This is a genomic window from Alysiella filiformis (genome assembly GCF_014054525.1).
GTDB classification, from domain to species: Bacteria; Pseudomonadota; Gammaproteobacteria; order Burkholderiales; family Neisseriaceae; genus Simonsiella; species Simonsiella filiformis.
Genome location: NZ_CP059564.1, coordinates 957,687 through 981,532 on the forward strand (window position 1 = coordinate 957,687; position 23,846 = coordinate 981,532).

Sequence of the window (23,846 nt, forward strand, 5' to 3'; positions counted from 1 at the left end):
CTTTTTGAATCAAATATTTTTTGCTTTGTGAAATTGGATTACACGGGTGGATTATGTGTGAAATTGGGTCGGCTTGCAAGCGCAAACTTGTTGAGTGTGCCAAATGGCATTCAATGTTTCATCGCCCAAGTTGCCATTGGGTGCAAATCCCGTATTCCGCCAAAAGGCTGCCTGAAAATCTGTGTTATCATTTCGTTTCTTTATTTTTTTGTTGGATTGAATCATGTTCAGTACTTATGCTTTTAAACCCAAATTTCAAGAATGGGTGCGCCCCATGGCGCAAAAATTGGTGCAAAACGGCATTACCGCCAATCAGGTTACGCAATTTGCGGCAATCGTTTCGGTGTTGTTGGGGGTGATTTTGAGTGTGTTTGCGGGGGTGTCGTGGCTGTTTTTTTTGCAGCCGATTTGGTTGCTGCTGCGCATGATTTTGAATGCGATTGACGGCATTATGGCGCGTGAGTTTATGCAAGAATCGGCACAGGGCGGTTATTTTAACGAGGCGGGCGATGTGCTTGCTGATGCGGCATTGTATTTGCCGTTTGCGTTTGTTGCGCCTTTGGGGGGATTTTCGGTGGGCTTGTTGATTTGGTTGGCGGCTTTGACGGAGATTTTTGGTTTGCTGGGCAAAATTCACGGTTTCAACGGTCGCCGTTATGATGGTTTTGGTAAAAGCGACCGTGCGGCGGTGTTTGGGGTTTTGGCGTTGTGGTATGCGTTTGCAGGCAGCCTGAATGTGTTTGCCCATTTGGTGATTTGGTTGATGATTGCTTTGAGCGTTTACACTTGCTATTTGCGTTTCCAAAATGGTTTGAAGGCGAAAATTTAATATGAAAAAAATCAAATTGATGTTGTTTTCAGGCAGCCTGATGATGTTGGCAGCCTGTCAATCCACCCAAATGACCCAACCCGAACAATGGCAAACCCAACGCCCCGAACAAAATTTTGACGCAAGCGGCAGATTGGGCGTGAAAATCAACGAAAAAGGCAGCTACGCCAATTTTGACTGGTCGCGCCAAAACGGGGTGGAAACCATTGATGTGAACACGCCTGTGGGCAATACCGTAGGGCAACTTTGCCGCGATAAATTGGGCGTATTGGCGAAAGATGCCAATGGCAAAATCTACACCGCCGATACGCCAGAGGCATTGAGCGAACAGCTTTTGGGCTACAACCTGCCCATTGAACACATGGCAACGTGGGCAAATGGCGAATGGGTGCCAAACGAACCCCACCATTTCAACGCGCAAGGCAAATTGCAACAATTAGGCTGGACAATCTCACGCGAACTCAACGAAGACAACACGCCACGCATTTTGTTGCTGGAAAATGCCCAAATGAGCATTCGCATGGCATTTACCCATTTTGAAACCACCCAAACGCAGCCTGAAAGCCCCACACAATGCACCGCACGAAACTGATTGGAAACCCAAACCATGCTGCCTGAACACTTGCCCCATTACCCATCGCCCGCCAAACTCAATTTGGATTTGCGGATTATTGGGCGTTTGCCCAATGGCTATCACGCGCTGGAAAGCATTTTCACGCTCATTGATTTGTGCGATGAATTGAGCATACAGCCGCGTGATGACGGACAAATCATCTTGCACACGCCCACACAAGGCGTTGAACCCGAACACGATTTGACCGTACGCGCCGCCAAATTGTTGCGCCAACATTCAGGCAGCCTGAAATGCGGCGCAGACATTTGGTTAAACAAAAAAATCCCCATGGGTGGCGGTTTGGGTGGGGGCAGTTCCAATGCCGCCACCGTGCTGTTGGTGCTGAATCATTTGTGGGATTGTCGGCTCAATCAGCAGCAACTGATTGATTTGGGTGTGAAATTGGGTGCAGATGTGCCATTTTTCATTTTTGGGCGCACCGCCTTTGCGCGTGGCGTGGGCGAAATTTTGCAAGATTTTGACATACCACAACAATATTATGTGCTGCTTCGCCCCGATGAACATGTTGCCACGCCGCGCATTTTTGCCCACCCCAATTTGCCGCGCAACAGCCCCAGCAATCCACAGCCCACTTGGGCAAACATGCAGCCCTTGCGAAATGATATGCAAGATGTTGTTTTACAAGATTATCCCCAAGTTCAGGCAGCCTTTCAAACCTTGGCGCAATATGGCGAACCACGCATGACGGGTTCAGGCGCGTGTCTGTTTTTGTCATGTGCCACGCCCGAGCAGGCGCAGGCAATCCAATTCAGGCTGCCTGAAAATTGGCAAACGTGGTGCATTCAAAGTGTGGCGCAACACCCTTTGTTCTCAATATTATCAAATAGATAAAAAAAGATTGAGCAAGACGCATTGACAAAACAAACGCAACACAGCATAATGCGTGCTTTCCGAACTTGGGGAGTCGTCAAGCGGTTAAGACACTGGATTTTGATTCCAGCATGCGAAGGTTCGAATCCTTCCTCCCCAGCCAATCGGAATCCCTTTTTTGGGGAGTCGTCAAGCGGTTAAGACACTGGATTTTGATTCCAGCATGCGAAGGTTCGAATCCTTCCTCCCCAGCCAAATAAAACGTGTTTGCAGAATGAGGTTTGCAAACACGTTTTTGTTTTCTCCAAAATATTTCAAAAATTTTCAGGCAGCCTGAAAAAACATTTTCACAAAATTTAACCCAAAACAACATTACACTTCATTCTGAAAAGCCAATCGCGTATAATTCAGGCTGCCTCACAAGGGCAATTCCCCCAATCCGCGAAAGGGCAAACACAATGTTTCCCAATCTCAAAACCAGAAACAAACCCAACCCATCAGGTGAAGACGAAATGGCTAACGATAGCTTAATGGTGTTTACAGGCAACGCCAATCCCGAAATGGCACAACGTGTCGCCAAACATTTGGATACCACGCTGGGCAATGCGTCCGTAAAAAAATTTTCTGACGGCGAAATTTCCGTAGAATTACTGGAAAATGTGCGTGGACGCGATGTGTTCATTTTGCAACCCACTTGCGCCCCCACCAACGACAATCTCATGGAAATCCTGACCATGGCAGATGCCCTCAAACGCGCATCGGCAGGACGCATTACCGCCGCCATTCCCTATTTTGGTTATGCGCGACAAGACCGCCGCCCACGTTCCGCCCGTGTGCCGATTTCCGCCCGTTTGGTCGCCAATATGCTGGAGGCGGCAGGCATTGACCGCGTTTTGACCGTGGATTTGCACGCCGACCAAATTCAAGGTTTTTTCAACAAACCTGTGGACAACATCTACGCCACCCCCATTTTGACCCACGACATCATGCAACAACGCATTGAAAACCTGATTGTGGTCAGCCCCGATATTGGCGGTGTGGTGCGCGCCCGTGCTGTTGCCAAAATGTTGGGAACGGATTTGGCGATTATTGACAAACGCCGCCCCAAAGCCAACGTTGCCGAAGTGATGAACATCATTGGCGATGTGCAAGGCAAAACCTGTTTGCTGATTGACGACATGATTGACACCGCCAACACCTTGTGCAAAGCCGCCTCCGCCCTGAAAGAGCGTGGCGCAGAGCGCGTTTTGGCGTATGCGACCCATGCCGTGTTTTCAGGTGGTGCGGTGGAGCGTTTGAACACCTCCGACATTGACCAAGTGGTCATCACCGACACCATTCCATTGTCCGAAGCTGCCCAAGCCAGTTCGCGCATTCGCCAAGTGTCCATTGCGGGCTTGTTGGCGGAAACGGTACGAAGAATTTCCAATGAAGAATCCGTATCTTATCTGTTTAATGAAGATTTGGTGCAACCCAATTCTTTATTTTTGTTGTAAAATACGCGGTTTACGTTTTCAGGCTGCCTGAAAAACCCTGTTTTTGGGGCGGCTTGAATTTTTCACGCATCGCAGAGTGGGTCGCCGCTCGGTAGCGATGTTTTTGATTTTAATTTGATTTTAAGGAATCAACATGACTGTTATTCAAGCAACTATTCGTTCAGAGCAAGGTACGGGTGCGAGCCGCCGCCTGCGTCATGCAAACAAAGTCCCAGCCGTTGTGTACGGTGTGGGCGAAACCCAAGCGATTACCGTTGACCACAAAGAAATGTACTTCGCTTTGCAAAAAGAAGCCTTTTTTACCCAAGTGTTGAAATTGAGCATTGATGGCAAAGAGCAAGACGTGATTGTGCGCGATTACCAAATGCACCCCGTTAAACGCCAAGTGCAACACATTGATTTCCAAGCGATTGATGTAAACCAACCTGTACGCATGAAATTGCCTGTTCACATTGTGAATGCGGAAAAATCCCACGCGGTAAAATTGCAATCTGGTCGCGTGTCTTTGCTGACCACTGTGGTTGATGTGATTGTTGACCCCAAAAACATTCCAGCCGCTTTGGAATTGGATTGTGAAAAAGTGGTGGCAGGCGACATTCTGCACTTGTCTGACATCAACTACCCAGCAGGCGTACAAAGCACCGCTTTGAAACGCAACAGCAATTTGGCGGTGGCTACTGTAACAGGTAAAAAACGCTAATTGTTGCTTTGAATGCAAGCACACAGCCGTTTGGAATCGTTTTCTGAACGGCTGTGTTTTTTTATCGCATTGTCCCCATTTTCGCCACGAAAAAATCAAGCTCAATCATTTACCTATTATCCAACATTAAATTACAATATCGCCCATTCAATAAAAATTTTTATGATTGGGGCGCAACCATGACTTTTGCAGAATACCGCCAATACGATGCCATTGGCTTGGCTCAACTGATACGCGATAAACAGGTTTCCAGCGATGAAGTGTTACAGGCTGCCTTAAATCGTTTGGACGAAGTCAATCCCAAAATCAATCTCATTGCCCACGATTTGCGCCAACGCGCTTTCTCCGAAAAATTCCCCAAACACCCCAAAGCCGTGTTGTCGGGCGTGCCATTTTTGCTTAAAGATTTGCTTTGCGAATGGGAAAAAGCCCCCATGTGTTCAGGCAGCACGCTGATGCGCGATTATGTTTCCAATGAAAACAGCGTCTTAACCCAAGCCTATGTGAACGCAGGTTTGCGGATTTTCGGCAAAACCACCCTGCCTGAATGGGGCTTGATGCCCTACACCGAATCGCGTTTACACGGCATCACGCGCAATCCTTACCATTTGGATTACACCTCGGGCGGCAGTTCGGGGGGCGCGGCGGCGGCGGTGGCGGCAGGTGTTGTTCCCATCGCGCATGGTGGCGATGGGGGTGGCTCAATCCGTTTGCCTGCCCATAATTGTGGCGTGTTTGGCTTGAAACCGACACGCGGTCGGGTTGCCACCGCAGGCGGCGAAGCGTGGCAAGGTTTGGTTTGCGAACACGTCATCACACGCAGCGTCCGCGACAGCGCACTCATGTTGGACATTGCCGCTCGCACCCAATCGCATTCGCTTTATCGTTGCCCACCGCCGCCCGTGTCCTTGTTGCGACAAAATCCGCGTTTGGGTTTGCCCGAAAGTGAACTGGGCGTGTTTTCAGGCAGCCTGAAAACCGAATTGCCACGCCTAAAAATCGCCATACACACCCAACCATGGATGGGCGGCGAAACCCAAGCCCCCATCATGCGCGGACTCGGACGCGCCATGGAAATTTTAGAACAAGCAGGACACATATTGGTGGACGGCACGCCCCAATTTGCCAGCGCAGAAACGCTCTCACGCGCCCTGCTGGTGTTGGTGTCGGGCGAAATCGCCAAATACGCCTATTTTTTTGAAAGACAAATGGGCAAAATTTTAACATGGCGCGATGTAGAGCCAAGCACATGGGCGATTTTGGATTTGGGCAAACGCATTGGCGCAGGCGAAATGGCATGGGCGCGGCAAATCATGTTGGCGCAACAGCAAGTTTGCGAAGAATTTTTCCGAGAATACGATGTGTTGCTGACCCCCGTGTGTCCGCGCACCACGCCCAAAGTGGGCGAAATGTCGCCCAATGTGTTGCAAAACGGATTGAGCAATATGCTGTTGGGCAGACTGGGTTTGGGCGGGTGGTTCAACACCATGGTTGCCAGCGAAAGCACCAAAACCTTTGAATACATTGGTTTTACCGCGCCATTTAACATGAGCGGCTCGCCCGCCATGAGCGTGCCGATGAGCGAACACGAAGGCTTGCCCATAGGCGTACAATTTGTCGCCGCACACGGGCGTGAAGACATTTTATTGAAACTGGCAGCCCAAATTGAGCAAATTCAGCCGTGGGCAGACAAGCAGCCGAATCTTTAATGATGGGTTGATATTGAAGATTTTTCATGGCGTTGCGCCGCCATACCCACGCAGGGGGGCGGTGGCAAGCACCATCGGTTTCAGGCAGCCTTTCAGTACACGACAAAAAATCATTTCCGTAGGTCGGGCATTCATGCCCGACATGAGAAATCACGGCACATTGTCGGGCATGAATGCCCGACCTACAAAATGTCGTGTACTGAAAGGCTGAAACCTTTGCAAAACTCGGTTTGTAGGGGCAGATTTCATATCTGCCCCGTTTAGGTTCGCAGAAATTTTCATTCTTATCAATAAATTGAAAAAAGGGCGGATATGAAATCCGCCCCTACGTCAGTTTAAAAGTAGGTTTTGCAAAGGTTTCAGGCAGCCTGAAACCGCATTTTATGGTAAAGTTAAATTTTGTAAATGATATTTCAAGGACACCCCCATGCAAACATGGCAACTTCCCCAACACATCGCCGACATACTCCCCGAACGCGCTCGCCAACTGGAAAGCGTGAAAGAACAAATCCTTGCCCTGTTTCGCGTACACGGCTTTGAACTCGTCCACCCACCGCTTATGGAATACAGCGATTCGCTGCTCACCCACATAGACGAAGGCTTGTCGCTCAAAACCATACGCGTGCCAGACCAATTAAGCGGACGACAGTTGGGCATACGCGCCGACATCACGCCCCAAGTTGCCCGCATTGACGCACATTTATTGTCGCATAATCAAGGCATTAACCGCTTGTGCTATTCAGGCAGCGTGTTGCACGCCAAACCAGACGGCTTGCTCGCCACACGCGAACCCTACCAAACAGGCGCGGAACTTTATGGCTACGCAGGCACAGCCGCCGATATTGAACTCATTGATTTAATGATAAAAAGCCTGAAATTGGGCGGCATCAACAACGCCATTTTGTCATTGGGGCATTTGGGCGTGTTCCGCGCATTGGCACAAGCGGCAAATCTGCAAGAAAATCAAAGCCGCCAGTTGCTTGCCACCATGCAAAACAAAGACCGCGAAGCCGTCCGCGATTTGGCAAAAAGCTGGCAACTGGACGACATTTGGACAAACGCACTCGCCACCTTGCCTGAATTGTATGGCGGACGCGACATTTTACAGGCAGCCAAGCAGCGTTTGCCGCAACTCACAGCCGTATCGCAAGCCATTGATGTTTTAGAACAAGTTTGCCATGCCTTTCCCCATCAAGCGGTGCATATTGATTTTGCCGAAGTGCGCGTGGACAACTACCACACAGGCTTGCTCTATGCCGCCTACGCGCCCGAACACCATGACGCGGTGGCGCGTGGCGGACGCTATGACGGTTTAGGCGAATATTTTGGGCGGTCGCGTCCTGCCACAGGTTTCAGTTTTGATTTGCGCGTGTTTGGGGCGTATTTGGCGGCAAGTTCGCGCCCCGAAGCGGTGCGTGTGGCACTTGCCGATTATGCCCAAGCCATTGAAAAAATCAACGAATTGCGCGAACAGGGCATTTGTGTGGTGGTGGATTATGGCATGAACGACAATTCAGGCAGCCTGAAACGTTTGCAAAAACAAGGCGATGAGTGGATATTGGTGTAACACACAAAACGGAGACAATCATGATGAAAAAATGCGTTTTAATGGTATTGGGTCATTGGCTTTTGGTGGCGTGTAGCGACATCATGCCGCCCAATTCGCCCAATGAATGCGCTTATGTGGGTAGATACAGCACAAAATGCAAGCATGAAATCAAATCCAATAATCCCAATTTGATTCCAACTGAATTGGAAAGAAACCATCAGAAATTCAAGGAAGAAATGTTTAAAAAACAGTTGGAAAAACAAGGGAAATGATGACATCATTCCACAGTCGCCTTCAATTTAAAAATGCTTGAAAGGCATTGTGTGAAGTGGATTTTTGGGCATGATTTTAACGATGATTGCCAGCGCGATTTTCTTGCCCAGCAAAAACATTCAGGCAGCCTGAAAGCCAAAATCAAACAGCGAAAACAATGGATTGTGTTTTCGCTGTTTGATTTTAGGCTGAATTATTTGGCTTGATTTTTGTCGCTGCCTTCGGCTTTGGGATACCATTTATCAAGGATTTTTTGGTATGTGCCATCGGCTTGAATTTCGTCAATGCCTTTATCCAATTTGGCTTTTAATTCGGTGTTGCCTTTTTTCATCACAAAACCAAATGGGATTTTGCCTGATTTTTCGTCCACCACGGTGTAGTAGTTGGGGTTGTCTTTGAAATAGGTGTTCAACACGCTGTCCACATCGTACACGGCAACCGCATCGCCTTTGTTTACCGCATTCAAGCCCAAATACACGGTTTTAACCAACAGGGGTTGATTGGTGATTTCGGTGGATTTGAGTTGGGTTTCAGACAGGCTGCTTTCTTGTACGGCAATGGCTTTGTTTTTCAATTCTGCCCACGAACCCACTTTATTTTTTTCACGATTGAGCAATGCCACCCAATTGCCTTCCAAATAAGGTTTGGAAAATTCGTATTTTTCCAAACGTTCGGGCGTGATGTTTACGCCTGTGGCAACAATGTCGGCGCGTCCTTCATTCACGTTTTCCAGCAAGCCCGACATATTGTGTGGCAAAAAGGTTAAGGTAAAGCCTTGTTTTTCGGCAATGGCGTTGAGCAAATCCATGTCCATGCCCACCAAGCTGCCGTCTGCCGCGCGTGTGGCAAATGGGGGATAGGAATATTGGCTAATTACCACATAATTGGGTTTGTCGCTTGCTGGTGTGCTGGCGGCGGCGGTGGGTGCTGGCTCGCTGGCTTTGGGGGCGGTGCTTGTGGGTGTGTTGCTGTCGCAGGCTGCCAAATACATCAGGGGCAATGCGGTCAGTAATTTTAAGTATGATTGCATTGTTTTCTCCAAAAGAATCTCATGAAAATGGGCAGTTGCCCCATATATGATTGAGATTGGGGCTTATGGCAATTATTATACAAAAAAATGCATAAAAATGGGGATTTTGGCAGATAAAGTCCAGCCATCAATTTGATGCATATCCGCCAACATCATTCTTGTGCCAAATCGTCCAGTTGTTTGAGCCAATTCAATTTTTCGCCAATTTTGATTTCCAAACCGCGCGGCACGGGTTGGTAAAAATCGGGTTCTGGCAGCGTGTCGGGCATATAGCTTTCGCCTGCGGCATAGGCGTGTGGTTCATCGTGGGCGTAGCGGTAATCGTGTCCATAGCCCAATTCTGCCATCAATTTGGTGGGCGCGTTGCACAAATGCACAGGTACAGGTTGGCTGCCATTTTGTTGCACAAATTCGCGCATTTTGTTGTATGCCACATAGCCTGCGTTGGATTTTGCCGCGCTTGCCAAATACAACACCGCTTGCGCCAGTGCCAATTCGCCTTCGGGCGAGCCGAGCCGTTCGTAGGTTTGTGCGGCATCGTTGGCAATGTGCATGGCGCGGGGGTCTGCCAAGCCAATGTCTTCCCAAGCCATGCGGACAATGCGCCGCGCCAAATAACGTGGGTCTGCACCACCGTCCAGCATGCGGCAAAACCAATACAGGGCGGCATTGGGGTGCGAGCCGCGTACCGATTTGTGTAGGGCGGAAATTTGGTTGTAAAACTGTTCGCCGCCTTTGTCAAAACGGCGGATTCGTTCGCCCAAGGTTTGTGCGGCAAAGGTCTCGTCTATGTGGTTGCGGTGTTGGCTGTGGGCGGCGTTGAGCATTTGTTCCAGCATGTTCAATAATTGACGCGCATCGCCATCGGCATTTTTGATGATGAGATTTTGGGCTGCCGCGTTGAGCTGCACGCCATGGTTTTCAGGCAGCCTGAAAACTTTGTGGCACAGTTGCGCCAATTCCGTTTCATTTAACGGTTTCAAAACATAAACTTGGGCGCGAGAAAGCAGGGCAGGGTTCACTTCAAAAGACGGATTTTCGGTGGTCGCGCCAATGAATGTGAGCAAGCCGCTTTCAAGATGGGGCAAAAATGCGTCTTGTTGCGCTTTGTTGAAACGGTGTACTTCATCAACGAAAACAATGGTGCGTTTGCCTTGTTGTTGCGCGATTTGGGCTTGGGCGATGGTGTCGCGGATTTCCTTCACGCCCGACAAAACCGCCGATAAAGCAATGAATTGTGCCCCAAAACCTTGCGCCAAAATCCGCGCCAAAGTGGTTTTGCCTATGCCCGTGCTGCCCCACAAAATCATGGAATGCGGCACGCCACTTTGCAAAGCCAAACGCAAAGGCTGGTGTGCGCCAATCAAATGGCTTTGCCCCACCATTTCGTCCAAAGTGGTGGGGCGCAAGCGTTCGGCAAGCGGCGGTGTGGTGTGGTTGAAATCTAAATCGTTTTGCATGAATTTCTTTTCGTTAAAACAGGCATTTTCGGCTACAATTTGCCTTTTTCAGGCAGCCTGAAAGCGCATAAAATGATAAGTGAAACACACATTTTTGATTATTTTTCGCAACACAGTCAATGGTTTTATTCGTTGCTGATTATTGTGGGTGCGGTGCTGGGACGCAGCCTGTGGCTACGCGCCCATTTGCACCACCACAACGATTGGGAATTGGAACAAAAACGCCGCTTTTTGGTCATGAGCCGCAACGTGATGTTGGCGATGATGATTTTGGGTTTGTTTAGCGTGTGGGCAACGCAAATTCAGCATTTGGCATTGTCCATGATGGCGGTGGCAGCGGCATTGGTTTTGGCGTTGAAAGAATTGTTGATGTGTCTTTCAGGCAGCCTGCTGCGCGCCGTAACCAAGCAATATTCCGTAGGCGATTTTATTGAAATCAACCACATACGCGGACGGGTGGTGGACATCAACTTGCTCAACACGCTGGTCATGCAAATCGGTTCGCACAGCCTGATTGGGCGATTGTCGGGCAAAACCGTGTCGTTTCCCAACAGTTTGCTGTTGAGCGCACCGCTTTATCGCGACAATATTTTGGGGCATTATGTGGTTCATTTATTTGAAATTCCCGTGCCAATTCATTTGGATTCCGATGTCATTGTGCCGCGCTTGCAAGCCGTGTTGCACCGCCAAACGCGCCGACACACCGATGAAATTGCCGATTATTTTGAAGTCGTGCAGTTGCAAAAACTGTTCATCACACCCGCCGCCGAACCGCATATCAGCCGCGTGCCACACGATGATAAAGTGTATCGTTTGGTGGTGCGGTTTGCCTCGCCCTTGGCAATTCGCCTTTCCATTCAACAAGATGTGATTGATGAATTTATGCGGATACAATACCGTCTGCTCAACAATTTGCCGCTTGACGATACAGCCACACCGCCGCCAGCCAACGCCAACACGCGCCCCATATTGGCAAATGGCTTTACGCTCAATCACAAAATTTAATGAAAAAATTGCACCAAATCTATTTTTAAAATGACAATAAATCAACAATCAGGCAGCCTGAACATCATGAATCCCTTTGTTTTATTTGACGATGCGTGTGCCGACCACGCCATTTTATTGCACGATTTTTGTGAACAAGAAACCCTATCGCCACAACAACTTAACCAGTTGGACGAACGCTTGCAAGCAGGTTGGCAACGCGGTTGGCACAGTGCGATTTTTGCCGATTATGAATGGGGTTTGCCATTGCAAAAATTGGGCGATTTGGGTTCAGGCAGCCTGAAAATCGTGTGGTTTGCCCAAAAAACGCCCATCGCCCAGCCGCAAACTTGGCTGGCAGAGCAGGCTGGCGATGAACCCTGCGCCATTTCCACGCCACAAATGAATGTTTCGGCAGAGCAATATCGCCAAAGCATTGAAAAGATTCACGAACACATCAAGCAAGGCGACTGCTATCAAATCAATTACACCGTGCGTTTGCATTTGCGTGCCTACGGTTCGCCCGTGCAACTGTATCGGCATTTGCGTCAAAAAGTGCCGTTTGGCGTGTTGGCGCGGCTGCCTGAAAACGATTGGACTTTGTGTTTTTCGCCCGAATTGTTTTTGAAAATTCAATCAGATGGCGTGGTGCAAACCGAACCCATGAAAGGCACAGCCCCCATTTTGCACGATGGTTTGGACGATGAACGCGCCCAAAATCTGCACAACGACCCCAAAAACCGTGCCGAAAACACCATGATTGTGGATTTGCTCCGCAACGATTTGGGCAAATTGGCGCAAATTGGCGGCGTTTCCGTGCCAGAACCGTTTAAAATCAGCGCGTTTGGCAGCGTGTGGCAGATGACCAGCACCGTTCGCGCCCAACTGAAACCGCATACTTCGGTGGCACAGTTGATTCAGGCAGCCTTCCCCTGCGGCAGCATCACAGGCGCACCCAAACGCAAAAGCATGGAAATCATCGCCCAACTGGAAAGCGAACCGCGCGGCTTGTACACAGGCTCAATCGGCTTTTTGTCGCCTGAAAACAGCGATTTGGGCTATTCAGGCTGCCTGAACGTGGTGATTCGCACCTTACAACTGCGCCCACAAAATGGCGCGTGGCAAGGCATTTACGGCGTGGGAAGCGGCATTGTCATAGACAGCCAAGCCGATGATGAATACACCGAATGTGCTTGGAAAGCCAAATTTATCAGCCAGTTGCGTCCCAATTTTGATTTATTTGAAACCATGCGCGTGGAAAATGGCAATATTGCTTTATTGGATAAACATTTGTTGCGTATGGAAAAATCGGCTTACGCATTGAATATGCCCTTTTCGCGTGAGCAGGCGCAGGCGCACATTCAGCGCGTTTTGGCGGATTGTGATGGTGGCAAAATTTACCGTTGCAAATTGATTTTGCCACATTCAGGCAGCCTGAAAAGCGAACTTGCCGAATTGAACACCTTGATTGGCAAACAAAAAATCATCATCAGCAACACCATTTTGCCCAATGAAAACCCCTTGCGTTGCCACAAAATCAGCCACCGCAGCGAATATGACCGCGCATGGCAAGCCGCCGAGCAAAGCGGCGCATTTGACGCTTTGCTGTTTAATGAGCGTGGCGATTTGCTGGAAGGTGGGCGCAGCAGCGTGATGATTTATAAAGACAATCAATGGTTTACCCCAAGTTTGGATTTGCACATTTTGCCCAGCGTGGCGCGTGAACAATTCATGCAAAATCATTGCGTTACCGAAACGCAAATCAGCCATGCCATGTTGAGTTCGGCAGATAAAATTTGCGTGGGCAATGCCTTACGCGATTGGTTGGAAGTGGATTTAATTTGAATGTGAATTCGGGATAAGTAACTGTAAATGAAACAATAAACCAGCCTTCTCTCCCCTTGGGAAAGCGTTGGAGAGAGGGTTTGTGGAGCAGCATACCCTCTCCCCAGCCCTCTCCCATTGGGAGAGGGGGCAAAGTTACTTACATTTACCAATCATTTTTATCACAAACTTGCATTAATTTGAAATTTTCATGATTAAAATAAAATGGGTGCAATTTTTTAATAAGAGCTGCCTGAAAAATGGGATTCGCGTTTTCAGGCGGCTTTTGGCGTATAATGCGCGTTTTGTTTTGATTTTAGGCGAATTTTATGCAAATCATTCACACCATTGCTGAATTACGCGCGTGGCGCAAAACCGTTTCCAGCGTGGCGTTTGTGCCAACCATGGGCAATTTACATGAAGGGCATTTGGCTTTGATTGAGCAAGCCAAAAAAGAAGAAAATCATGTGGTTGTGAGCATTTTTGTCAATCGTTTGCAATTTGGGCAGGGCGAGGATTTTGAACAATATCCGCGCACTTTGCAGCAAGATGCGGATAAATTGCGCCATGCAGGTGTGGCGGTGCTGTTTGCGCCCGATGAGCGTGAGCTGTACCCCAATGTGGCGCAAAATTATCATGTTGAGCCACCGCATTTGCAAAATGAATTGTGTGGCGCGTTTCGTCCGCATCATTTTCGTGGGGTGGCGACTGTGGTTTGCAAATTGTTCAATATTGTTCAAGCAGATACGGCTTGTTTTGGCAAGAAGGATTATCAGCAGTTGGCAATCATTCAGGGCATGGTTGATGATTTGAATGTGCCGATTCGCATTGTGCCTGTGGATACGGGGCGAGCGGCTGATGGTTTGGCTTTGTCCAGCCGCAATCAGTATTTGAATGCCGATGAGCGTGCCGAAGCACCGCGTTTGTATCAACAATTACAATGGATTGGCACGCAAGTGGCGGCAGGCAACCACCATTATGCGGCTTTGGAAAATGCCGCCAAAAGCACTTTATCGGCACATGGCTGGACGGTGGATTATGTGGAAATCCGCGAGGCAGGCAGCCTGAATGTGGCGCGTTTGGGCGACAAAAATTTGGTGGTTTTGGCGGCAGCGCGTTTGGGCAAAACGCGCTTGATTGACAATTTGGAAATTCAGGCTGCCTGAGAACCTGTTTTCATAATCCGCCTTGTATTCGCAAGAATGATGAATAAAATCAAGCCATCAATCTGACGAACACAGGCTCTGAAACCAATCCAAAACCTGCTGTACCGCCTGTTCAATCGTTAAATGGGTGGTGTCCAGCAAACGCGCATCGGGTAATTGGCGTAATGGGGCAACGCTGCGGCGGCGGTCGTTTTCATCACGCGCCATGATGTCTGCCAAAATGCGTTCAAATTCAGGGCTTTGTGTGGCGATGTTCAGTTGTTTGGCGCGGCGTTCGGCGCGGATTTGTGGGGTGGCGGTTAAAAATATTTTTAAGGCTGCCTGCGGAAACACCACCGAACCCATATCGCGCCCATCTGCCACCAAGCCGCGTTCGCCCAAAAAATCGCGTTGGCGTTGCAGCAATGCTTGGCGCACCAAGGGCAGGGCGGCAATGGCACTTGCGCCCATGCCGATTTGTTCGCTGCGTATGCTTTGGCTCACATCGTTGCCTGCCAACAGAATTTGGCTGCCTGAAAATGCCACAGGCAAATGTGCCGCCAAATCGGCAACCGCCTGTTCATCTTGCCAAGCCACTTGCTGATTTTGGGCGTGCAGCGCGGTAAGGCGATACAATGCGCCCGAATCCAAATAATCCCAACCCAAAGCGTGTGCCACACGCGCGGCGATTGTGCCTTTTCCCGAGGCGGAGGGTCCATCTATGGCAATGACTTTTTGCATGATTTTGCTTTCATTTTGGCTAAAATTAGGTGGATTTTAACACGTTGCACTATAATATCGTTCAAAATTTCAAACAGGAAAAAAACATGAAAAAACAACAACGCAATGGTTTTGCCCGCATAGACCGCGTCAAAGAACAAATCACGCGCGAATTGGCAGAACTGGTACGCACCAGCCTGAAAGACCCACGCGCAGGTTTCATCACCATCAATGATGTGGACGTGAGCCGCGATTACAGCCACGCCACCGTGCATTACACCGTGTTAAATGGCGACCGCGACAGCAGCGCAGCCGCTTTGGAACACGCCAAAGGTTTTTTACGCAGCGAATTGTCCAAGCAAATCAAATTGTTTCGCATTCCCGAATTGCATTTTCAATACGATGAATCTTTGGAACGCGGTGTGCATTTGTCCAGCTTGATTGAGCAAGTTGCCAGCGAAAAACCGATTGAAGATTGATTTCAGGCAGCCTGAAACGATGAAAACGCTGATTTTTTGTGCAGGTGCGCCCAATCCCAATTTAAATACATTAAATCAACAACATGATTTGCTGGTGGGCGTGGACGCAGGCGCACAAACCCTGTGGCAACACGGACATTTGCCCGATTGGGCGATAGGCGATTTTGACAGCGCACCGCCACCACCGTGTCGCCACATTGTGCGTTTGCAGCCTGAAAAAAACGACACCGATTTGGAATACGCTTTGCAACACATTTTGGCAAATTATGCTGCTGAAAAGATTGAAAAAATCATCATTTTGGGGGCATTGGGCGGTGGGCGGCTTGACCATTTGCTTGCCAATGTTTATTTGGCGCACCAGCCGCGATTTGCCGATTTTGTGGCAAAATTTCACTTTGTGGAACAAGACAATAGCTTGCGTTTTTACCGTTCAGGCAGCCACACAATCCAACGCGAGGGCGACAAAAAATACCTGTCGTTTATCGGTTTAACCCCTTTGCGGCAGTTGAGTTTGCACAATGTGCGTTATCCCTTGCAACAAGCCGATTTTGACGCGCCCATTGCATTGATAAGCAATGAATTTTTGTTAAACAGCATGACTTTTTCTTTACAAAATGGCACACTTGCCGTGATTCAATCGCGCGATGCTGCCACCAGCCTGAAAGCCACGCCATGAATTTCACGCCACAAGGCATCAACCACCGCCGCCTACACAAAATCAAATATTATGCCAGCCGCGTTCATTTGAGCCTGTTGCCCCATGCGTGGCTGGCAAAATCGTTGGACAATGTGCTGGCAGAATACGCGCGGCTGCCTGAAACCGCCCAGCAACACATCGCCAAAAGGGTCAATTATTACAACAAATTAGATGGACAATTTGCCCTTTCAGGCAGCCTGAACACGGTGGGCGGCTTTAAAAAACGCGGTTTTTCGGCTTATTTTTATGATTTGGCGGATTATTTGCGCTATTTTCCTGCTGATTCGGTGTTTGCCCACGAATTTGGCGATGTGCGCGACATTGCAACGCAGCCCACTTTGGTCAAAAGCCGCCCTATTGCCGACAACAATCAAAATAACGTGATTTTGAAACTGGACAGCGTGCGCCATTTTTACATTTACCCCGATCCCTTTGATTATGCAGAAAAAAACGACAAACTGGTGTGGCGTGGCGCAGCGTTTGAATATCAGCCACACCGAATGCGTTTTGTGCAGCAATTTCATCATCATCAACAATGTGATATTGCTTGCATTCATCATTCATCGCAGGGCAAGCCGTGGCATGGCGCATTCATGAGTGTGCGCGACCAGTTGCGCCACAAATTCATTTTGAGCATAGAAGGCAACGATGTCGCCACCAATTTGAAGTGGATTATGGCGTCCAATTCGCTGTGTTTCATGACCACGCCCAAATACGAAACGTGGCTGATGGAAGGCTTGTTGCAGCCGAATGTGCATTATGTGCATTTGCAAGATGATTATGCCGATTTTGATGAAAAATTGCTTTATTATCAAAATAATCCTGCTGCCGCGCAAAAAATCATCGCCCATGCCCAAGCGTGGATGCAGCCGTTTTTTGATGAAAAACAAGAGTTAATCACGAATTTATTGGTGTTGAAAAAGTATTTTGAGCAGACCCAAACGGGTTTTTAATTGAATAATATCAATCAAGAAAGGATTTTTTTATGATGTATGCACTGTCTGTCATTATTCCATTTCGCTGTGAAAGTGAAAGTACAGAACATTTGTTATTGCGTTTGCGCGATTTGTGCGCAGAATTACGCCAGCCAGCCAGCCAGCCAGCCAGCCAGCCAGCCAGCCAGCCAGCCAGCCAGCCAGCCAGCCAGCCAGCCAGCCAGCCAGCCAGCCAGCCAGCCAATTATACCATTGAGTTTATGGTAGTGGATTCGGGTTCTGCCAAATTGTATCAAAAGCAATGTCAGGCTATTTGTGAGGAATACGGTATTCGCTACATTTATCATGATACATTGGGTAAAGCATTTTCCATTGGCGCATGCCGTGATTTTGGTGTACAGCATGCCAATGGGCAAGCAGTGAGCTTTTTAGATGTGGATTTGCGTGTTGCGCCTGATTTTTGGTTGCGTTTGCTTACTTTAATGAAAGCATGGGGAATTGGTAAGTACAAAAAGAGTTTTTTGGCTATTCCTTGCCTGTATTTAACCCAAGATGGCACAAGGGAATTTTTGTCAGCCGAACCTGAAATTAAATTTACTGATTTTTATTTGCGCTATTTGCAAGGCGATAATCAAGCAATTGAAAATATGGCATTTTGTTCATCGGTAATGATTGTAGACCGAAATCATTATTTATCGGTAGGTGGACATGATTTGGCATTTAGGGGGCATGGTTATGAAGATTTTGAACTGTATCACAGATTATTATGTGAAGAGAATATTATTCCTAAAAGCCAAGATTATTATTTAGACCAAAAAACATGGAATACCGCAACTTATAAAGGATTTCGTTCACACTTGGCAATTGCCGCTCGTCCAGCAATGATGATGAATTTATTTGTGGTGCATTTATGGCACCCACGTCCAAAAGATGCCAGCTTTTATGCACCGAAAAGTCTGTCTGAAAATCGCACGATTTGGGTAGATAAATTTAAACAATTTGTAGAAACTGGTGCGCACCCCGAGGCTTTATCTGTTGCAGACAAGAGCCAAGATAATATTTTATTTTTTGGTAAACCTAAAACGCATGCGGCAGCGTGTATTCGTAATGTGATACCACATTTAGGCAAAATCATTTATGCAGGAGAATATGATTTTATTGATGCGCATGGTGTATTAAAAGAAGAAGATTTTAAACAATTTTTAAATATTTACCGCATTAAAAAAATCCTGTTTCCAAACCCATATGGTAATGTTGCGCGATTGGCGATTTATGAATGGTGTCGTCAAAATCGCATTGCATATTATTGCTATGAACGGGGTGCTTTGCCCGATAGCTGGTTTTTTGACCCAAATGGTTTCAATGCCGATTCCGACAGCTATCAGGCAACATGGTGGGATAAGCTGCTCAATGATGATGAAATTATCCAAACGCAAAATGACATTCAGCATTATTTGAATGATGCGCAGACATTGGAACAGCAAGATGTCAGAATGGGTGGCGAAGTATTGGCAGAGAAATTGCAATTGGGGGGCAAAAAAGTGTTGTTTGTGCCCATGCAACGTCCTTCTGATACGGTCATTAAATACATGGCTGGCAATATTCAATCGTTTAGCAAGTTTATGAATGTGATTGACCGCTTGGCTGAAAATTTAAAATCCAAAGGTTGGATGGTGTTGTGCAAAAAACATCCTCTTGAAACGGAGTCGCCACAATTGCGCCATGCTCAATATGTACCTGAAAATACCAATTTTATTGATTTATTGGAATTGGCAGATCGTGTGGCTTTAATCAATTCAGGTGTGGGTGTGTATGCCATGATGATGAAAAAACCTTGTTTCATTTTTGGCAATGCTTTTTATGCACACAGTGGTTTAAACCAATCCATCAAGCATTTGGATTTTGAAACCGATGATGATATTGAAACCATTGCCCAAAAAATCGTGATGGGTTTTGATGTGAATGAAGAAAAAATGTACCGTTTTATTCATTATTTAACACATGAATTTTATTCGTTTGGTAAACCCAAAACCCTTTCACGCAAAGAAAAAGATGGTAGCCTACGCACCATTACTACTGGCATTGATTTTTACCGCTTACGTTTAGATGGCGAGACAGTATTTGAATATGAATCACAAGCACGCCCATGTTTGAATTTGTCTGCCCCCATTTTTGAGCGTTATGCTTTGGATATTCATTTGCAAAAAAAGTCGGTAAGTAGCCAAGTGGCGGCTACTGCACCAAAAACAATGCCACAACAAACTGTTTCTGCACCACCTGTTCAAGCTGCTACAACCAAACAGTCCATAGCGGTTCATGTAACAGAGCAGAAAAAAACACAGCATGACATCGTGCTGGCAAAATGGCGCAAATTCACAAAAAATCCACAAGGCTTTTTTGAAGATGCGAAAAATCCATTGGTACGCAATGTTGCGGTGTTGTTTAAAAAGAAAACTTGATTGACATTCAGGCAGCCTGAAAGCAAAACATGACCCCACACAAACCCCAAAAACGCGCCCTAAATGGCGTTTTATTGCTGGACAAAGCCATAGGCGTGAGCAGCAACACCGCTTTGCAACAAGCCCGCCGCCTGTATCGCGCCGAAAAAGCGGGGCATACGGGTGTGCTTGACCCTTTGGCAAGCGGCTTGTTGCCCGTGTGTTTTGGCGAAGCGACCAAATTCGCCCAATATTTGTTGGACGCAGACAAAGCCTACACCGCCACTTTGAAATTGGGCGAAGCCACCACCACAGGCGATGCCGAAGGCGAAATCATTGAAATTTCAAATCAAATTTTTGATGAAAATGCGTTTCAGGCAGCCTGCCTTGCGCTCACGGGCAAAATTCGCCAAGTGCCGCCCATGTTTTCCGCCCTAAAACACGAAGGCAAACCGCTTTACGAATACGCCCGCAAAGGCATCAGCATTGAACGCAAAGCGCGTGAAATTTGCATTTATCAAATTGATTTGCTTGAATTTGCTTTTCCCCAAGCCGTGATTGATGTGCGTTGCAGCAAAGGCACATACATTCGCACTTTGTCGGAAGACATTGCCAAGCACATCGGCACGTTTGCCCATTTGACCGCGCTGCGCCGCACGGCAACGGCTGGTTTCCACATCGCGCAAACGCACACGCTGGAAAAATTGACGGCTTTGAGTGAAATGGAACGCGATGCGCTGCTGTTGCCCTGCGATGTTTTGGTGCAACATCTGCCGCGCGTTGATTTGGACGATGAAACGGTGCAAAAATTGCGTTTTGGGCAACGCGCCACCTTTTCAGGCAGCCTGAACGCGCATTCGCCCATTCGGGCTTATGATTTGCGCCAGCAATTTGTGGGTTTGATTGAATATTTGCCCCAACAGCAGCAACTCAAATCCCTCCGTTTGATGAACACTTCGGTATAGGAAAATTCATTATGGAACAGCAACTTACTTTTATTGGTGCAGATGGTTCGCCCCTGTTTTACCGCTACCGTCCTGCCGCGCAAGGCGACAACCAACGCGCCATTGTTTTGTTTCATCGCGGACACGAACATTCGCAACGCATGATGTTTGTGTATGAAGAATTGGGTTTGACCGATTTTGCCTGCTTTGCGTGGGACGCGCGTGGACACGGCAACAGCCAAGGCGAACGCGGCGACAGCCCCAGCATAGGCACTTCGGTTGCCGATGTGGATTGTTTCATCAAACACATTCAGCGCGAACACGGCATTGCCCCCGAAAACATTTGCGTGATTGCACAAAGCGTGGGGGCGGTGTTGGTTTCAGGCTGGCTGAACGATTATGCGCCCCGTATTCGTTGCGCGATTTTGGCATCGCCTGCTTTTAAAGTGAAACTGTATGTGCCATTGGCGCGACCTGCTTTGCGTTTGGCGTATGCTTTGCGCGGCAATTTTTTTGTGAACAGCTACGTCAAATCCCACTATTTGACCCACGACCCACAACGCCAGCAAAGCTACGACAACGACCCTCTCATTGCCCGAGCCATTTCGGTGCGGATTTTGTTGGGATTGTACGATTTGTCGCAACGCATTGTGGCGAATGCCCATGCGATTACCACGCCCATTCAACTGCTGATTTCAGGCAGCGATTTTGTGGTACACCACGCGCCACAACACGATTTTTACAACAATTTGGGCAGCCACATCAAAGAACGCCATGTTTTTGAAGGTTTTTATCACGACACGTTGGGCGAACACAATCGCGCCCAAGTGTTTGAAAAAATGCGTCAATTTATTGAGCAGCGTTTTGCCCAGCCTGTGCAAGTGGTTGATGTAACAAAAAATCATTTGGCAAGCCCCAGCCGTGTGTTGGCAGACAAATTGGCAATGCCCTTGTCGCCTTATTCTTGGCGTGGCGCGTATTGGGCGATACAGGGCGCGGTGATTCGTTTGGGGGCAAAATTCAGCTATGGCTTGCAAACGGGCGTGGTAACGGGCTTTGATTCAGGCAGCACTTTGGATTATGTTTACCGCAACCAAGCGCGTGGCGAAAACGCATTTGGCGATTGGATAGACCGCATTTACTTAAATGCCGTAGGCTGGCGCGGCATACGCCAACGCAAGGCAAACATGGAACAAGCCATTCAACTGGCAAGCGAAAAACTCCGCGCCGCCAACAAAAAAGTGCATGTTTTGGACATTGCCGCAGGACACGGTCGCTACATTTTGGACGCATTTGCACATGGCGTTTTGCCCGACAGCATTCGTTTGCGCGATTACAGCAGCCTGAATGTTCAGGCAGGCAAAAAAATGATTGAGGAACGCGGCTTGGCACACATCGCCACTTTTGAAGAGGCAGACGCTTTCAACCGCGATAATTACAAAAAATTGAAACCGCGTCCAACCTTGGGCATTGTGTCGGGTTTGCACGAATTGTTTGATGACAACGATTTGGTATTGCAATCGCTCAAAGGCTTTGGCGAGGCAATCGCCAAGGGTGGCTATCTCATCTACACCAATCAGCCACACCACCCACAGCAGGAACTCATCGCGCGTGCGCTAACCAGCCACAAGGCAGGTCGCCCAAATTGGGTCATGCGCTGCCGCAGCCAGCAGGAAATTGACCAGTTGGTTGAGCTGGCAGGTTTCCGCAAAATCCAGCAATGGATTGATGAAAATGGCATTTTTACCGTCAGCTTGGCGGTAAAAGGCGAAGAAATCGCCGCAGGCAGCCTGAATCATGCCCCCAATGAACAATTTGTGAACAACAGCGATACCACGGTTAATTGGTAAACCGCATTCAGGCAGCCTGAAATCCCACAATAACATAATCATAATTAAAGATGCGCTCCAATTCTTCCCCAACATTTGTTCATTCTGCCAAATTGTGTGCTTTTGTGGTGGTGTTTTTTTACGCCACTTATGGGCTGGCAAATTGGCTTTCCGCGTGGCGTGTGCCGCTTACCGAAATCACCTTTGCGTGGGAAGCCTACATACCTTTTATTGAAATCAGCATTGTGCCGTATTGGTCGCTGAATGTGCTGTATGTTTTGGCGATTTTCCTGTGCCGCAACCACGATGAACAACGCCATTTGGTACGCCAACTTTTGGCGACACAATGTGTGGCGATTTTGTGTTTTGTGCTGTTTCCCCTACAAATGTCGTGGCAGAAACCGCCCACTTCGGGCATTTCAGGCAGCCTGTTTGCCACCGTTGCGCTGTTTGACGCGCCATACAATCAAGCCCCATCGTTGCACATCATGTTGGCGATGGTGGTGGGGGCATTTTATTGGCGGCGTTTTCAGGCAGCGTGGGCGCGAAAATTGACCGTCATTTGGTTCAGCCTAATCGGCATATCGGTGCTGACCACTTGGCAACACCACTTTATTGACGTGCCAACAGGCATTTTTGTTGCCAGTTGGATAATGTGGTGGCTGCCTGAAAACGCCCAAGCCCCCCAATGGCATCGTCCCAACCCATTCAGCCACACACGCTATGCCGCCCTGTATTTATTTGGCGCGATGATTTTGCTGATTTTGGCAAATTTACTGTCGTGGTGGCTGCTGTGGGGCGTGGTATCGTGCTTGATAATGGCATTGATTTACGGCGTGTTTGGCGCAAACGCCTTTCAAAAACAAGCCAATGGCAAACACACCTTGGCAATGCGGATTTTGCTGTTGCCCTACCACATCATCGGCAGCGAAATCGCCAAATGGTGGACACGCCAACACCCACGCCATTTCATCACCCCAAAAATTGAATTGGGCAGCCTGTTTGCCGCGCCACCGTGTCCAGCCGTATTGGATTTGAGTGCCGAATACCCCTATCCACACACCGTGGCACATTATGTGAATATCCCATGGTTGGATTTGGTTGCGCCCAGCGTTGCCGATTTGCGCCAAGCCGCCCAAACGCTCAACAGCCTGCACAATCAATACCGCAGCGTGTATGTGTGTTGCGCTTTGGGATACGAACGCAGCACCGCCGTGGTGGTGCTTTGGTTGGCAAAATACGGCGGCATGGAAAGCGTGGCAGCCGCCTATCAACACGTTGTGCGCCAGCGACCACAAGCACGCCTATCAGCCGAAACCCTGCGCCACCTAGAATGGGCTTACGCAGAGTAGCCGAGCGGG

General features: G+C 48.3%; 24 protein-coding genes and 2 tRNA genes. 22 read left to right on the forward strand and 4 right to left on the reverse strand.

Going from position 1 to position 23,846, the window contains the following annotated elements; all coding sequences use genetic code 11:
• Positions 1-51: 51 nt before the first annotated feature.
• The gene (locus tag H3L97_RS04760) at positions 52-225 is read right to left on the reverse strand and encodes a hypothetical protein (protein ID WP_182073099.1); all 174 of its coding nucleotides are present in this window, start codon (positions 223-225) and stop codon (positions 52-54) included.
• Between H3L97_RS04760 and H3L97_RS04765 the strand changes: the two genes are divergently transcribed.
• From H3L97_RS04765 to H3L97_RS04820, 12 genes are all read left to right on the forward strand, one after another.
• Positions 224-829: a CDP-alcohol phosphatidyltransferase family protein gene (locus H3L97_RS04765; RefSeq protein WP_097114934.1), complete on the forward strand. Its 606-nt coding sequence runs from the start codon at positions 224-226 to the stop codon at positions 827-829. The two genes, H3L97_RS04760 and H3L97_RS04765, sit on opposite strands and share 2 nt — an antisense overlap.
• A gap of 1 nt (position 830) precedes the next feature.
• Positions 831-1,421, forward strand: coding sequence for an outer membrane lipoprotein LolB (locus H3L97_RS04770; protein ID WP_097114935.1), 591 nt, complete (start codon positions 831-833; stop codon positions 1,419-1,421).
• Positions 1,422-1,436: 15 nt separating this feature from the next.
• A complete protein-coding gene (ispE, locus tag H3L97_RS04775; RefSeq protein ID WP_097114954.1) occupies positions 1,437-2,294 on the forward strand; it encodes a 4-(cytidine 5'-diphospho)-2-C-methyl-D-erythritol kinase in 858 nt (285 codons plus the stop codon).
• A gap of 66 nt (positions 2,295-2,360) precedes the next feature.
• A tRNA-Gln gene (locus H3L97_RS04780) sits at positions 2,361-2,436 on the forward strand.
• A 16-nt stretch (positions 2,437-2,452) separates the two neighbouring features.
• Positions 2,453-2,528: transfer RNA gene (locus tag H3L97_RS04785), tRNA-Gln, on the forward strand.
• 257 nt (positions 2,529-2,785) lie between these two features.
• Complete coding sequence (locus H3L97_RS04790; protein WP_097114955.1) at positions 2,786-3,769, forward strand: ribose-phosphate pyrophosphokinase; 984 nt, start codon at positions 2,786-2,788, stop codon at positions 3,767-3,769.
• A 133-nt stretch (positions 3,770-3,902) separates the two neighbouring features.
• A complete protein-coding gene (locus H3L97_RS04795; RefSeq protein WP_097114936.1) occupies positions 3,903-4,469 on the forward strand; it encodes a 50S ribosomal protein L25/general stress protein Ctc in 567 nt (188 codons plus the stop codon).
• Between the two features lie 179 nt (positions 4,470-4,648).
• On the forward strand, positions 4,649-6,178 hold the full coding sequence (locus H3L97_RS04800; protein WP_097114956.1) for an amidase: 1,530 nt from the start codon (positions 4,649-4,651) through the stop codon (positions 6,176-6,178).
• Between the two features lie 13 nt (positions 6,179-6,191).
• Positions 6,192-6,389, forward strand: a complete 198-nt coding sequence (locus H3L97_RS04805) for a hypothetical protein (protein WP_143269191.1) — start codon at positions 6,192-6,194, stop codon at positions 6,387-6,389.
• Positions 6,390-6,605: 216 nt separating this feature from the next.
• Positions 6,606-7,745, forward strand: a complete 1,140-nt coding sequence (locus tag H3L97_RS04810) for an ATP phosphoribosyltransferase regulatory subunit (protein WP_182073100.1) — start codon at positions 6,606-6,608, stop codon at positions 7,743-7,745.
• A 20-nt stretch (positions 7,746-7,765) separates the two neighbouring features.
• Entirely contained in the window at positions 7,766-7,999 is a 234-nt protein-coding gene (locus tag H3L97_RS04815) for a hypothetical protein (RefSeq protein ID WP_143269193.1), read from the forward strand.
• Between the two features lie 51 nt (positions 8,000-8,050).
• A complete protein-coding gene (locus tag H3L97_RS04820) occupies positions 8,051-8,206 on the forward strand; it encodes a hypothetical protein (RefSeq protein ID WP_179655884.1) in 156 nt (51 codons plus the stop codon).
• Here the strand turns inward: H3L97_RS04820 and H3L97_RS04825 are convergent.
• Both H3L97_RS04825 and H3L97_RS04830 read right to left on the reverse strand, forming a co-directional pair.
• Positions 8,194-9,030, reverse strand: coding sequence for a substrate-binding periplasmic protein (locus H3L97_RS04825; protein WP_179655885.1), 837 nt, complete (start codon positions 9,028-9,030; stop codon positions 8,194-8,196). The two genes, H3L97_RS04820 and H3L97_RS04825, sit on opposite strands and share 13 nt — an antisense overlap.
• 152 nt (positions 9,031-9,182) lie before the next feature.
• Positions 9,183-10,490, reverse strand: coding sequence for a replication-associated recombination protein A (locus tag H3L97_RS04830; protein ID WP_097114939.1), 1,308 nt, complete (start codon positions 10,488-10,490; stop codon positions 9,183-9,185).
• Positions 10,491-10,562: 72 nt separating this feature from the next.
• On the opposite strand from H3L97_RS04830, the gene H3L97_RS04835 reads away from it, so the two are divergent.
• The 3 genes from H3L97_RS04835 (at position 10,563) to panC (ending at position 14,464) form a co-directional block, all read left to right on the forward strand.
• Positions 10,563-11,495, forward strand: a complete 933-nt coding sequence (locus H3L97_RS04835) for a mechanosensitive ion channel family protein (RefSeq protein ID WP_097114958.1) — start codon at positions 10,563-10,565, stop codon at positions 11,493-11,495.
• 66 nt (positions 11,496-11,561) lie between these two features.
• Entirely contained in the window at positions 11,562-13,319 is a 1,758-nt protein-coding gene (locus tag H3L97_RS04840; protein ID WP_097114959.1) for a bifunctional chorismate-binding protein/class IV aminotransferase, read from the forward strand.
• Positions 13,320-13,627: 308 nt separating this feature from the next.
• Complete coding sequence (gene panC / locus H3L97_RS04845; protein WP_097114940.1) at positions 13,628-14,464, forward strand: pantoate--beta-alanine ligase; 837 nt, start codon at positions 13,628-13,630, stop codon at positions 14,462-14,464.
• A gap of 57 nt (positions 14,465-14,521) precedes the next feature.
• On the opposite strand, the gene cmk is transcribed toward panC, so the two are convergent.
• Complete coding sequence (gene cmk / locus H3L97_RS04850) at positions 14,522-15,184, reverse strand: (d)CMP kinase (protein ID WP_097114941.1); 663 nt, start codon at positions 15,182-15,184, stop codon at positions 14,522-14,524.
• Between the two features lie 86 nt (positions 15,185-15,270).
• On the opposite strand from cmk, the gene rbfA reads away from it, so the two are divergent.
• The 7 genes from rbfA to H3L97_RS04885 are packed head-to-tail and all read left to right on the forward strand — an operon-like array spanning position 15,271 to position 23,837.
• The gene (gene rbfA / locus H3L97_RS04855) at positions 15,271-15,642 is read left to right on the forward strand and encodes a 30S ribosome-binding factor RbfA (RefSeq protein ID WP_097114942.1); all 372 of its coding nucleotides are present in this window, start codon (positions 15,271-15,273) and stop codon (positions 15,640-15,642) included.
• A complete protein-coding gene (locus H3L97_RS04860) occupies positions 15,632-16,318 on the forward strand; it encodes a thiamine diphosphokinase (RefSeq protein ID WP_224446386.1) in 687 nt (228 codons plus the stop codon). Before rbfA ends, H3L97_RS04860 begins: the two co-directional genes overlap by 11 nt.
• Positions 16,315-17,292 (forward strand): glycosyl transferase family 90, encoded by a 978-nt coding sequence (locus H3L97_RS04865; protein WP_218839697.1) that lies wholly within the window; start codon positions 16,315-16,317, stop codon positions 17,290-17,292. The genes H3L97_RS04860 and H3L97_RS04865 overlap by 4 nt, the downstream gene beginning before the upstream one ends.
• 32 nt (positions 17,293-17,324) lie before the next feature.
• On the forward strand, positions 17,325-19,733 hold the full coding sequence (locus tag H3L97_RS04870; protein WP_244958354.1) for a glycosyltransferase: 2,409 nt from the start codon (positions 17,325-17,327) through the stop codon (positions 19,731-19,733).
• 29 nt (positions 19,734-19,762) lie between these two features.
• Entirely contained in the window at positions 19,763-20,677 is a 915-nt protein-coding gene (truB, locus tag H3L97_RS04875; protein ID WP_097114944.1) for a tRNA pseudouridine(55) synthase TruB, read from the forward strand.
• 8 nt (positions 20,678-20,685) lie between these two features.
• Positions 20,686-22,506, forward strand: coding sequence for a bifunctional alpha/beta hydrolase/class I SAM-dependent methyltransferase (locus H3L97_RS04880; RefSeq protein ID WP_371271286.1), 1,821 nt, complete (start codon positions 20,686-20,688; stop codon positions 22,504-22,506).
• A gap of 50 nt (positions 22,507-22,556) precedes the next feature.
• Positions 22,557-23,837 carry a phosphatase PAP2/dual specificity phosphatase family protein gene (locus H3L97_RS04885; RefSeq protein ID WP_097114946.1) on the forward strand — a complete coding sequence of 427 codons (1,281 nt, stop codon included), beginning with the start codon at positions 22,557-22,559 and terminating at the stop codon, positions 23,835-23,837.
• Positions 23,838-23,846: the final 9 nt, after the last annotated feature.

Excerpts from the sequence above, each read along its gene's own strand:
- H3L97_RS04765 (WP_097114934.1), top strand. The coding sequence starts at position 224 with ATGTTCAGTACTTATGCTTTTAAACCCAAATTTCAAGAATGGGTGCGC.
- H3L97_RS04760 (WP_182073099.1), bottom strand. The coding sequence starts at position 225 with ATGATTCAATCCAACAAAAAAATAAAGAAACGAAATGATAACACAGAT.
- H3L97_RS04770 (WP_097114935.1), top strand. The coding sequence starts at position 831 with ATGAAAAAAATCAAATTGATGTTGTTTTCAGGCAGCCTGATGATGTTG.
- ispE (WP_097114954.1), top strand. The coding sequence starts at position 1,437 with ATGCTGCCTGAACACTTGCCCCATTACCCATCGCCCGCCAAACTCAAT.
- H3L97_RS04790 (WP_097114955.1), top strand. The coding sequence starts at position 2,786 with ATGGCTAACGATAGCTTAATGGTGTTTACAGGCAACGCCAATCCCGAA.
- H3L97_RS04795 (WP_097114936.1), top strand. The coding sequence starts at position 3,903 with ATGACTGTTATTCAAGCAACTATTCGTTCAGAGCAAGGTACGGGTGCG.
- H3L97_RS04800 (WP_097114956.1), top strand. The coding sequence starts at position 4,649 with ATGACTTTTGCAGAATACCGCCAATACGATGCCATTGGCTTGGCTCAA.
- H3L97_RS04810 (WP_182073100.1), top strand. The coding sequence starts at position 6,606 with ATGCAAACATGGCAACTTCCCCAACACATCGCCGACATACTCCCCGAA.
- H3L97_RS04815 (WP_143269193.1), top strand. The coding sequence starts at position 7,766 with ATGATGAAAAAATGCGTTTTAATGGTATTGGGTCATTGGCTTTTGGTG.
- H3L97_RS04825 (WP_179655885.1), bottom strand. The coding sequence starts at position 9,030 with ATGCAATCATACTTAAAATTACTGACCGCATTGCCCCTGATGTATTTG.
- H3L97_RS04830 (WP_097114939.1), bottom strand. The coding sequence starts at position 10,490 with ATGCAAAACGATTTAGATTTCAACCACACCACACCGCCGCTTGCCGAA.
- H3L97_RS04835 (WP_097114958.1), top strand. The coding sequence starts at position 10,563 with ATGATAAGTGAAACACACATTTTTGATTATTTTTCGCAACACAGTCAA.
- H3L97_RS04840 (WP_097114959.1), top strand. The coding sequence starts at position 11,562 with ATGAATCCCTTTGTTTTATTTGACGATGCGTGTGCCGACCACGCCATT.
- panC (WP_097114940.1), top strand. The coding sequence starts at position 13,628 with ATGCAAATCATTCACACCATTGCTGAATTACGCGCGTGGCGCAAAACC.
- cmk (WP_097114941.1), bottom strand. The coding sequence starts at position 15,184 with ATGCAAAAAGTCATTGCCATAGATGGACCCTCCGCCTCGGGAAAAGGC.
- rbfA (WP_097114942.1), top strand. The coding sequence starts at position 15,271 with ATGAAAAAACAACAACGCAATGGTTTTGCCCGCATAGACCGCGTCAAA.
- H3L97_RS04865 (WP_218839697.1), top strand. The coding sequence starts at position 16,315 with ATGAATTTCACGCCACAAGGCATCAACCACCGCCGCCTACACAAAATC.
- H3L97_RS04870 (WP_244958354.1), top strand. The coding sequence starts at position 17,325 with ATGATGTATGCACTGTCTGTCATTATTCCATTTCGCTGTGAAAGTGAA.
- truB (WP_097114944.1), top strand. The coding sequence starts at position 19,763 with ATGACCCCACACAAACCCCAAAAACGCGCCCTAAATGGCGTTTTATTG.
- H3L97_RS04885 (WP_097114946.1), top strand. The coding sequence starts at position 22,557 with ATGCGCTCCAATTCTTCCCCAACATTTGTTCATTCTGCCAAATTGTGT.